Source organism: Vibrio sp. 1F263, assembly GCF_041439035.1.
Lineage (GTDB): Bacteria > Pseudomonadota > Gammaproteobacteria > Enterobacterales > Vibrionaceae > Vibrio > Vibrio tasmaniensis_A.
On sequence record NZ_JBGONI010000064.1, the window covers coordinates 1 to 11,064 of the forward strand.

Consider the following 11,064-nt stretch of genomic DNA (forward strand, 5'->3'; position numbering starts at 1 on the left):
GGTTGTTTGATTGATACTTCACCTCGGACACGACCTAACCAAAACCAACCTTTCTCCTGAACTTGGCGGAACCAAGTATTTCTAAAACCCGCATCAGAAACGATGATCGGACTGATTTTATTCGGTAAAATACTCTGCAATTTATCGAGGAATGTTTGGTGACTTTTTGGTGAATTGTATTGGCCATACTCAAAAACTTGCTCAAAGATTGTGATGGCTCGTCCATCAAGTGCAACGGATGCTCTTAACGTCATATAACGAAGTTGTTCACGAACATCAGACCAATCCACAAGGATCACAGGGCAAGGGTTGGCGCCCGTTATTAAGTAGGCATGCCATTTATAAATAAGGTCTTTTTCACGATGTAGTTGGCGATTTCCAAGCAGTCTATCAACGCGTTTGATCGCATGTTTTACCGTGGTATTAGTTTCCAGTTTCCGACCTAGTTTAGTCAACGTTAAGTCTGAGCCGTCAAGTACACTTCTTGTAGCAAGTATCAGAGAACTAACGCGTTTTTTGTGAATGGAGGGGCATTGGTTTTGTATGGTTTGTTGTAGAATCTGAATGTCGCGCATTGTTAACCCACTTGTTCGAAATGTGTGTTCAGCGATATTCATTAGATCAAAGACGGCGATGCGCGTCTACCTCATTGTTTTTATGCCTAATTATGAGGGGATTCGCAAGATGCAGGCGTTATAACACTATTCATTCAAATCGAGGTTTATGTGGTAAATTTTATTAACTTGCCCAAAAGCGGTAATACTAACGACATTATTAATTTCCCAGTAGATTCATCAGTTGTAATTACAGGAGCTAATGGCTCGGGTAAGACCAGGTTAGGGGCATGGCTTGAACTTGAAAGTAGTCAAAAGGATATAGTCCGTAGGATTTCAGCTCAAAAATCATTATCAATGCCCGATTTTAGCCATACTTCAGCAATTGAAGAAGCAGAGTGTGATTTAAAGTACGGTTATCCCGATGTAAGTGCTGTGAGTTCTAACCCTTCTCATTGGAAAAAGAGTCAAAGGTGGGGGGAGAAACCTTTTACATTTCTACTCAATGACTATGAAAAGTTAATGGTATATCTATTTACTGAGCTTTTTCAGAAAACACTGGATCACTCAGAAGGTCGGGCATCACAAAATAACTCTATCCTTCACAAAATAAAGTCTATTTGGGAATTAGTTCTTCCACATAGAGAACTTATTATAGAAGCAGGGAGAGTTAAAACTAAAATATCTGGAGGTGATCACGGATCATATAATGCATCTGATATGAGCGATGGTGAACGTGTTGTTTTTTACTTGATAGGACAATGCTTAACTACGGAGGAAAATTCAATCTTAGTGATTGACGAACCAGAACTTCACTTGCATAAATCTATACATTCTAAATTATGGTCAATTCTTGAAATTGAAAGGAATGATTGTCTCTTCATATATATTACGCATGATCTCGACTTTGCGGCTCAAAAATCTAGCGCGGAAAAAATTTGGGTTAAATCTTATGACGGAACTAATTGGGATTGGACTACCTTACCTGAGTTTGATGAGCTTCCTGAAGACTTAGTTTTAGAAGTTCTCGGTGCAAGGTCTTCTGTAATATTTGTAGAAGGAACACCTAACAGTTTTGATCTTCAATTATATAGTCTGTTTTATGAAAATTACCTTGTCTTGCCTAAGGGAAGTTGTGAGAACGTAATTCAGGTTGTTAAAGGACTAAATGAGTCAGGATTGATTCAAGGCAAAGATATTATAGGGATCATTGATAGAGATAGAAGAGTCAGTGCGGAAATATCAAATTTAGAGAAATATAATGTACATGTTCTTGATGTAGCTGAAGTAGAGAATTTGTTCATACTTCCTGAAATTATAAAACTTGCATGTGAGTCATTAGAATTTGATTATGATGAAAAACAAGCTGAGGTAACGTTAAAAGTTTTGGGATCATTAAACAATGAATTAGATGTACAAATTTCCAAGCGAGCGTCAGGTGAAATCCTTCATAAACTTAGATCATTTAACGATAAAAGTAATGGAATAGAAAAAATTAAAGAGTCATATAATGGAGTTATTAGTAATATTGATATCGAAAGTATTTATTCTGAAGTTGCAAGTGAATTTAATGCTGTAATAGAAAGTCAGAACTACCTTGATATGCTTAGATTATATAATCGTAAATCTTTGCTTACAGCTATTGGTGAAGTATTAGGCTTGAAAAAAGGAGAGTATGTGAGTTTAATTATGAGAATATCAAAGGGTAAAAATAAAGAAAAAGTAATAACCGCATTGACCCCTTATCTCCCAAATATCTAGCTCGTGTTATAACAAGTCATTTAAACGGAAAATTAACAGTTGGCCATCGCTTCGCGATTATAACCAACCATTAATTTCCGCTTAATGAGGCGTTAGTTCATATATTGAAATTTTTAATTTTTTTGGTGTGATAAATAGAAATGGAAAAGCAGTTAGCAATAATAAAAGAAGAGCTTCGGAAGGAAATCATAGCTGAACATCAAAGTAGTTTAGCTGATGCAAGAGAAAAATTTCAGTTGGCGCTAGATGATAGAAAAGATTTCCTTGAACCAGAAGGTGATTTTGATTTATACGAAACACCAATCCCGAAATGTATGAAAATTATTAAAACAGGAATTCAATTTTTAATTGGCTTTTTTCTTATCGTGACATTGGCAAGTAAAGGTTTGCTAGAAGTAGCGGAAACATTCAATTTATTAGATAATTTGCACTTTGCGGATAATGGTCTGTTTACTTCAAATGAACTCTATAAGCATATATTAGGCATTAAATCTTTTGTTTATATAGGTAATGCATTAGCAATCTCAGCAGGTATAGAGTTGAGTTACATGTTGTTTACGGATGGTCCTGATGAGACGATTGAACCACTAATGTTAGCCATTGCAGCGGCAGCTTTTTATACTATATCTGAATCACCTGAAAATAGTTGGGCAATGCTTGGATATGCGATTAGTCTTCTAGTTTTAATGGTATGTTTGAAGCTATATAAGCGTTGGAAGTTATAAACTAACAAACGACTATGGCGTCAATGATTAATTTTTGGCAGTGTTTTCATCCCACATGGCGCCATCTCTCAGCATAGAGTTAAGAGTCACAACCATCTTTCGAACACACGCGATTATTGCGACTTTCTTAGGCTTTCCCGCAGCTACAAGTCGAGCATAAGTTGCTTTGAATACGGAGTTACATTGCATGGCTGACATCATTGCCATATATAATACTGTGCGTACTTGCGCTCGACCGCCTTGGATCACACGCTTACCTTTGTAGCGCCCACTTTCGCGTGTTATTGGAGCGACACCAATTAGTGAGGCCGCTTGTTTATTTGTGATGTAACCAAGTTCTGGTACGTTGCTAATTATTGATGCAGCGGCAATGTTTCCTATTCCAGGGACGCTCTGCAAGATTGTGTTTTTAGCCTGATATTCAGGGCTATCTTCAATGAGTTTAACGAGCTTTTCTTCTAACTTGGTGATTTGATTTTTTATCGTGGTTAGCATCGGTTTGATAGTCGGATGGAGAGAGGCGGGAAGTATCTGGATTCGGTTCTTTTCCATGGTTTGCATGGATAACAACTGATTTCGGCGAATGACTAAGTCACTCATTAGGCGTATGTTTTTTGGCTTTATGACAGTAAGAGCTGGTTTGATTGCTTCTCCATAGTGAGCAATCAATTCTGCATCTAAACGATCATTTTTGGCTCTGCGGCCAATAGCACCAGCGAACCGTTTTATGTGGACAGGGTTTGCTCTGACAATAGGTAATTGAGCCTCTGCACATGCAAGAACAAAAGGCATTTCTAATCGGCCTGTTGCTTCAATAACGATTCGTTCAGGACTGTGACTCTTAATTGTTTTGAGTGCTTTTTTGATGCCTTTATCATTGTTCTCTACTGAGAAAAATAGGTCTAGTGGCCTGATGTGGATGTCTAATTGTGTTTTGCCGGTATCAACTCCAACGTTGATGCTTTGATTGATTTTGGTATTCATAATAAGCTAACTCATGCTTGCGTAATGCGGGTTCGAGACCCAGTCGACTATTCGAGGTTTATGCTTGAAGTCCTATGTAGCGTTCATGTTTGTTATCGGTCTCTCGATAGAGGAGCCAGCGTTTAAACGAACTACTACATAGAAAGCTTTAGTTGCAGCTAAAGCCTGGGTCTCACATTACCCGATTGGAGTGCTTATTATCCATACAAGCGTTTAAGGCAGACTCCCAACGCTCGGCATTTTCGGTTTGCTTTGATTTAGTGCTTACAGAACAATGGCTTAGGTGGATGGTGGCGTTGCTCACTACTTAATTTGACGTTAGGCTAATCAAAAAATGAGGACTATGGTGAAAGGTAAGGAAATTGTAGAAGCAGCATTTGCTGATGTTGAAAGCTTCTTTGTTCCGAGTGGTAATTTTACGGTAAATAGAGAGCTAAATGTAGATGACATTTCATATGCTTCAATTAAAGGAAGCGGAGTAAATGCCCGCATCCGAGTTTCGCGAGGGATTTGCGAGTATGAAATAACTAAAATAGAAGACTATCTATTTGTTTTGATCATATTGTGTCACGAGTTAGCTCATTATCTAAATTTTCACAACGAACACAAAGATCAAGAGGAGCTTGATAGTGTTGCACTAGAGTCAAGAGCTGACCATTTTGGTTCTCAAATATTACTTGTTCTAATGACCTTTAAGACGAATACAAGTAAGTTAATAAGAACTATTGAACCAAAGTTAGACCAAAATTTAGCTATCAGAAGTATTGGTAAAGCGTTAGGTGATATATATCAAGAAATATACAGAAATTGTAATTCTGAGTTATACCCTCAACCCAATCTTCGCGTTGGGCTAACTGTCGCTGGGTGTTTGTCGTTTTTTCATCGTTATTTGGGAGAGCTACCAAAAGAGTTCACTCTGAGCTTTATTCTAAATGTAGTTAGGGCTGGGAATCTTACTCATATCCTTCAAAGTATGGATGACAGTCAGCAAGAACAAGTTGTCGATAAGTTAGTCTCGACTCACTCAAGGTTACAACAAGAGCAACCTTTCATGAATCAGGGCTTTAAACCTCATTTTGGTCTTTTACTTACATCTCAATTTGACCTTAGTCCTAGCCAAATGAAAATGCATAGGGAGTCACTTGAAGCCCATGTGCAGACCTTTATGAATTAGCCTAACAAATAAAAATAAGTGTCGCGCAGCCGACACTTTATTCGGGTGTTGAACAAGCCCGCCGCCTCTTTATTGAGTAAATTGCTCGGATGAGCAGAAGATGGATCGACGCCCGTCACTTTTGTCAGGACGAGCGTCGCCATAGTTTTAGTTATTCGAATCTAACAGTTTAGAGTGCCAACTCTAACTGACTTCTGTCCAGAAGCTTCATAGGCTTAATTTTTACCTGTGGCACTTTCTAGCACGAAAGTGCCCCTTTAAATACTAACGTAATGACTTAGTGACAAATCGTGACACTGAAATTACAGTACTTTTTCTCATGGTTGCGACTAGCAGCGTAGTGAAAGGAATCTCCCAAAAGTGTGCGTAGACGATGTTCTCAGCTTGTAATTTTCGTATGCATCATTGTGTTTCTCGTTGGCAGTAATATCTCGCAACTGGCCAAATTGCGTGCACTTATTGATGACTGCGAGGATATCTGGACTAAATAGTACAGTAGCCCCAGTAATTAACCTCACTGCTATTTGTCTTTTTTGAATAGTTTGTTTTTTAACCAAACCACAGGCAAGAATATAAGAAACCATAGCTTTTTCCCGAAGGCGAGTAAGAGAGCTCCAATAGCTAATCCACCTTTACCTGCAACCTTTCCTGTGATCAATTTGTACATCAAAGCACCAGCTCCAAAAGCTGCAACCGTATCAGTCTCTGGAACAAAGTCTTTATAGGTATGGCCTTTTTCATACTTTAGCTGTTCTAGAGTCGGCGCTAAGTTATCTTCCGCTGATATAAATTGCTCTTGAGATCCTACCCAAGTGATTTGACTATAACCTTCTCTAGATAATTTCAATGCTCTTGCATTAACTATTTTCTCATTCTCACTACTGTGCGCCCTTATAGCATAATACATCGTTGCTTCTTTCTTGTTTAATGTTGGTTTCTCTGCCCATCCATCAATAAAGAGAAGCGCGCCTTTCCTATGCTTATTATCATCCTCTGTACTATCGATAAGCTCTTGAAGTAAATCATTGCTATCAATACTTTCTTCCCAATCATCCATTTTTATAAAGCCAGGTCTGCTTTCTGTTATAATAAACCTGCTTAAATCTTGGTTTAAAAGAACTGCATTTGGAGAGCTAGGAACTCCATTAATTTCTTCTTCTAAAATTGCTGCGTCATCACCTCTAACCAAAGACTGCTCAGTCATAACTAGGATCGTTGCGTCTTGATTTGGTACGTCATATATACCTTCATATTCCCAGTTAAGGTTATCGAGTGGATTGGCAAATACCGAGCTTGCGATTAGCACTAATCCAATGGCCATGTATTTCATTTTTTTTCACTTAAATGCATATTATTTTTGTGCAATTTACCAGCTAAATACTTTAGTTATGTTGATAAAGATCTAAATGTAAGATATTGATATATATGTCAATTGCATATGATTGGTAGGCTATGCCGACATAGAGCCAGAAAGATTTAGTACAGTATTTATCTACCTTGAGCAATAACTGGAAGTATTTTAAAACTAATACTTGAACTTGCTGTTAAGTATTCACATCAGAGACTAAGGGGCATAAGCGATTCAGGGGGAGTTGAATGTTCGGCAAATAAAATTGCATCAAGTGAACCCGACACAATGAACTGAAGATAGAAGAAACTGCCTAGTTCTTATCAAAATCGCCACCTGTAGCAACAGTGCCTTTCCGCATTTTGAGATACTAAAAGTTATTCAGGCGCGGCTAAATTGGGAGAGTCATTGACACGTCTTTGTCCAAAAACATCACAACCTGAATTTTCACGCGTGGCATTTTCTAGCTCGAAAATGCCCCTAAACCTGTTAGAATAAATACTCTACACAATTCTGAGAGCGTGCGTTTTCCCTATCAAATCTAATCCAATGAAAGAGGGGCAGTTCCTGAAGGATCCACACATCTTTTCATCGGAACTCTGCCGCACTTACGCTTTGAGGCCTCCTACGGCTAAGGCCAGATCCTTCACGCTAATTGAGTAAGCTTCTCTTCATATCAACTCTTTATTGAGAAAAAATAGGAAGTAACCGGCGTGTTTGAATCGTGTTTGCTTGAGGTATTTATCATCCATTGATTGTGGGACACAAAAAGCAGTCATTACTATTAATAGAACTCAAATTACCGTCTATTATACGCTTGCTCTATATCCAAACACATGCTAATCATATACCCTTGTTCTAATTACGTATTTCTGGGTGATTTATGGATTTTCAAGTAAAGCAAGACTTCAAATATAAACGATTTTCTAGACTAGAATACTTGAACAAAGAGGAGTCTTGGTACGAAGATGAATTGAATCTTGGTCTCTATTACTTTTTGTTAGAAGCCAAAGGAGAACCAACTGATCCTGCTTTCAATCAAATCTTAGCTGCTAAAGGTGATCATGCGTCAGCATTCAACTACTTAGGTGACATTGCTTTTAAGCTATACGATGAGTTTCGGGACTCTGAGATCCCTGCGTATCACTATGAGCGTGCATTAATATACTCCGAAAACAACTCACATGCTCACTGGGGGCTGTTCTGCTCAACTCGCGACCCACGCCATTTCTTCAAAGCGATTTCTATTGGTTATGAAGAAGGTAACTTTCAAATAGTCACTAATAAGATGCATAGCTTGTATGCACCAAATCTGATCAACGCTGAACTTACTGTTGATGAATGGAAGCTGCTTAAATCAATCTGTCTAGATGAAAAAGTTGAGAGTCAAATCGAGATACTTTTGTGTTGTCACTTTCATCTTGAAGAGTTCAAAGATGGGATTTCTCTCATCAATTCAGCAAAATATATTCCTAAAAAAATCATCGAGCCTTATCGACAACACGCTCATATTGATCAAGACACCTTTTGGAGTAAGATCAGTTATTACGAGCGATTGAATCTGATAGGTGATGCTGAATCAGCTTATGAAGAAGTTAAGAAAGAAGTTGCTAGAGGCAAAGCAAATCTGACACAAGAAGCAATCATCAAATATGGTTTTGAAGCAAAGGCTTATGATGATGTCATTGAGCTAGTTGAGCGTGCGTTTGAGAAAGAAAAATTCATCCATTCTTCACATGTATTGAAGTTACAACACATTTTGTCATCCCAGTACTTAGGCAAATCACTCAACGAACAGTATGAAAAAGATGTCAACAGCGTAAACTACTTTGGAGACACCGATACTGGCAGGGATGGGCAAGTTCTAGCTCTTTATCTTGCATATCTTGTTCTAGTAAACATCAATAAACTCAAGTCTATATTAGCAAAGCGTGACAATTTACATCAGTTAACGAACTACGCTTTGTACAAAGACATAAAGGCAAATCTGCGTCATGACAGCCTCATCGGTCATCACTTGTATGACTCACTAGTGGATACTCTACAAGAGCTAAAAGAACAATGGCATAGCAAGCGAGTTGAAGACAGTTTAGCATCAGCAAAAGAGCAAGAACTTGATGATATTGAGATCGCTAGTTTACTGATGGACAAAGGTGAATATCACAAAGCATTGAGTACCCTCTCTGATTTAGAGTCCTCAATGTCCGTTAACAATCTACTCGGTGTATGTTTCGAAAACCTCGATGATTTCGACTCCGCATTGGAGCACGCTAAGCTTGCACTTGATATTATGTTGTCTAGTGGTGAAAAAAACAGCACCATCATTAACAACTATCTATATTGTTTGCACCGCTCAAGCTCATCTATTGATAAAGAACTATATGAAAATTATGTCGAACTATTCAATCATAGTTTAACTGAGGGTTTTATACCCCATCGGTTCTTGCACGATAACGGAAACTCTCTGTATAAATATTATCCTTTCAACAAGTTCACATTAGATGCTTTAGTGAATGGCTACTTCTATCTGGCATCAGCAGAGCAACTCAATGACCCTATCGAGCTGCCACATGAGAATCTGACTAAAGATAAAGAGTTTGTTGTTCTTAGACCTGACTTTCGATTGTGTTCATTTTCACATAATGAAAACTCAATGCTGATGTGGTCACACTATGCAGAAAACCATTCTGGTCTCATGATTGAATACTGCTTTGAAGGCTCTTTACCAGATCAGGTTGGTATTGAAAAAATCCAATACCTACATCCCGAACAAAGATTCATTAAAAAGGACAAGTATCTTTTCAATCAATACATGCTAATTAAGAACAGCGACTGGTCATATGAGAAAGAAGTAAGGTTGTTTGCATACAAGAAAGATAAGGTCTACTACAAGAAAGCAACTTATCCAAACCGAACTCATAACGCTACAGCATACATAAAAAGCATAACTGTCGGTTACAAGTTTCCTGAGAGCACCGTAAAACTAATACAAAGCATCGTGGCGACTCTCAATGAGAACCGGACAAAGAATCTATCCAACATAGTGTTACGAAGAGCGAAGCTTTCAGATAACAACTTCTTTGACCTTGAATACGAAGAGATCGTATAGGTATCATCAACTGAATTAGTCATGACTCAATCTGTCAGTTCGCAAACCATGATTTAATCAGTTCTGACAGATTCCACTATCCCGTTTCTGCCCCTTTTCGAGCTAGGGAGTGTCATTGTTTGGGCTGCCCTGGTACATATTCAAACTAACAAATCGTAATCCGAAGATGAGAAGCAGTTTGATGAATTTGTGCTTATTGTCACTAGTCTGAGTAGCTTTTAAATTCTCTTTTTGTTTACTATTGCATTTAAACAATATGTCACGAACATAAGGAAAACACATTCAAATGAAAACGGATTTATTTATTTCATACGCTTGGACGTCAAATGAGCATAAAGAGTGGGTTCACCTACTCGCAAGCCAACTTCATTTAATGGGTTACACGGTGAAAATTGACGAAGCAGTCGACTATGGTTCGAGTTTAAGTGGCTTCATGCAAGAAGTAATCGATGCTTCTCATGTACTTTTAGTTGTTGATGAAAATTATGTCGAACGTGCAGACAACGCCCCAGCATCAGGAGTAGGTATTGAGACAGAATGGATCAGCAGTGTTTTTGAGAGTAAACCAAACACATGGCTGTCCGTTATTTTTGTTAGAAACCCTAACTATAGATTGCCTCGTTGGCTAAAAGCTAAAAGTCCTAAAGGGTTTGATTTTAACTCAAACCCTGATGCAAGGAGATATCCAGGATCAACCCAGATAGACGCAGTATGGCGATGGATTGAAGGACTTCCCGCAGACAAACAACATGCGATACCTATCTCGGTCGTTCATAAACGAGCAGCGCGACTTGAGCGGATTGATGTTCTGAAAGATTCTGGTAATTATGCAAACCCAGCTCTAAATGGACGTGTAACTTTCCTCTATCGAGAGCATTCAGGTTATACCGTTGGAAATGGTGAGTACCAGTTCAAAATTCAATTCAGTGGGTGTTCAGGAAATAGTGTCTATGTATACACTGACGGTGGCCTTAAAGCTGTGGGACTAATAACAACTTCAAACTTCACCCCCTCAAAAGTTGATTCTTTTCTAACCCCCGGTCGAACAATCACACCTACTGTCGGACAAAAAGCCGTGCTCTTGAATAGTGAGGGTGCTCTCTGTGTATTGACTATCGAAGAAGTCCAATGTGAAATTAATACTGAACAGTATGTACCCGAGCATGTAACTTTCACTTATGAAATTTTAGTTAATCAATAGCGGGATCATTTAGCTCATTTGTTCCTAGCTTGTGTTGTGGGTAAGTGAAATTGGCTACTACACTAGAGGCTTTGCTATACCCAAAGTAATTCGTTAGACGCTAATTTAGTAGTCTCTACAACTCAGTTATGTCCAACAACGAGCTAGCTTAGATCTGTCGGGTGGACGACACTTGTTACCAAGTGCCGTCTCCCTAAGAACCCAGCGT

General features: G+C 38.5%; 8 protein-coding genes. 5 read left to right on the forward strand and 3 right to left on the reverse strand.

The window, feature by feature from the left end; genetic code table 11:
* On the reverse strand, positions 1-575 hold a 575-nt coding region (locus ACED25_RS22040; RefSeq protein ID WP_371696102.1), incomplete at its 3' end, for an IS4 family transposase.
* Positions 576-725: 150 nt separating this feature from the next.
* Between ACED25_RS22040 and ACED25_RS22045 the strand changes: the two genes are divergently transcribed.
* Positions 726-2,315, forward strand: a complete 1,590-nt coding sequence (locus ACED25_RS22045) for a DUF4435 domain-containing protein (protein ID WP_371696104.1) — start codon at positions 726-728, stop codon at positions 2,313-2,315.
* Positions 2,316-2,455: 140 nt separating this feature from the next.
* Positions 2,456-3,040, forward strand: a complete 585-nt coding sequence (locus tag ACED25_RS22050; protein ID WP_017082416.1) for a hypothetical protein — start codon at positions 2,456-2,458, stop codon at positions 3,038-3,040.
* Positions 3,041-3,067: 27 nt separating this feature from the next.
* Here ACED25_RS22050 and ACED25_RS22055 read toward each other — a convergent pair whose 3' ends face one another.
* Positions 3,068-4,024 (reverse strand): IS110 family transposase, encoded by a 957-nt coding sequence (locus ACED25_RS22055; protein WP_371696106.1) that lies wholly within the window; start codon positions 4,022-4,024, stop codon positions 3,068-3,070.
* Positions 4,025-4,367: 343 nt separating this feature from the next.
* On the opposite strand from ACED25_RS22055, the gene ACED25_RS22060 reads away from it, so the two are divergent.
* Positions 4,368-5,198 carry a hypothetical protein gene (locus ACED25_RS22060; RefSeq protein WP_017082816.1) on the forward strand — a complete coding sequence of 277 codons (831 nt, stop codon included), beginning with the start codon at positions 4,368-4,370 and terminating at the stop codon, positions 5,196-5,198.
* A 520-nt stretch (positions 5,199-5,718) separates the two neighbouring features.
* Here ACED25_RS22060 and ACED25_RS22065 read toward each other — a convergent pair.
* Positions 5,719-6,528, reverse strand: a complete 810-nt coding sequence (locus tag ACED25_RS22065) for a DUF2167 domain-containing protein (RefSeq protein ID WP_102257508.1) — start codon at positions 6,526-6,528, stop codon at positions 5,719-5,721.
* A 901-nt stretch (positions 6,529-7,429) separates the two neighbouring features.
* Here ACED25_RS22065 and ACED25_RS22070 point away from each other — a divergent pair.
* Complete coding sequence (locus ACED25_RS22070) at positions 7,430-9,655, forward strand: DUF2971 domain-containing protein (protein ID WP_052879917.1); 2,226 nt, start codon at positions 7,430-7,432, stop codon at positions 9,653-9,655.
* 286 nt (positions 9,656-9,941) lie between these two features.
* A complete protein-coding gene (locus ACED25_RS22075) occupies positions 9,942-10,856 on the forward strand; it encodes a toll/interleukin-1 receptor domain-containing protein (RefSeq protein ID WP_371696108.1) in 915 nt (304 codons plus the stop codon).
* Positions 10,857-11,064 lie beyond the last annotated feature (208 nt).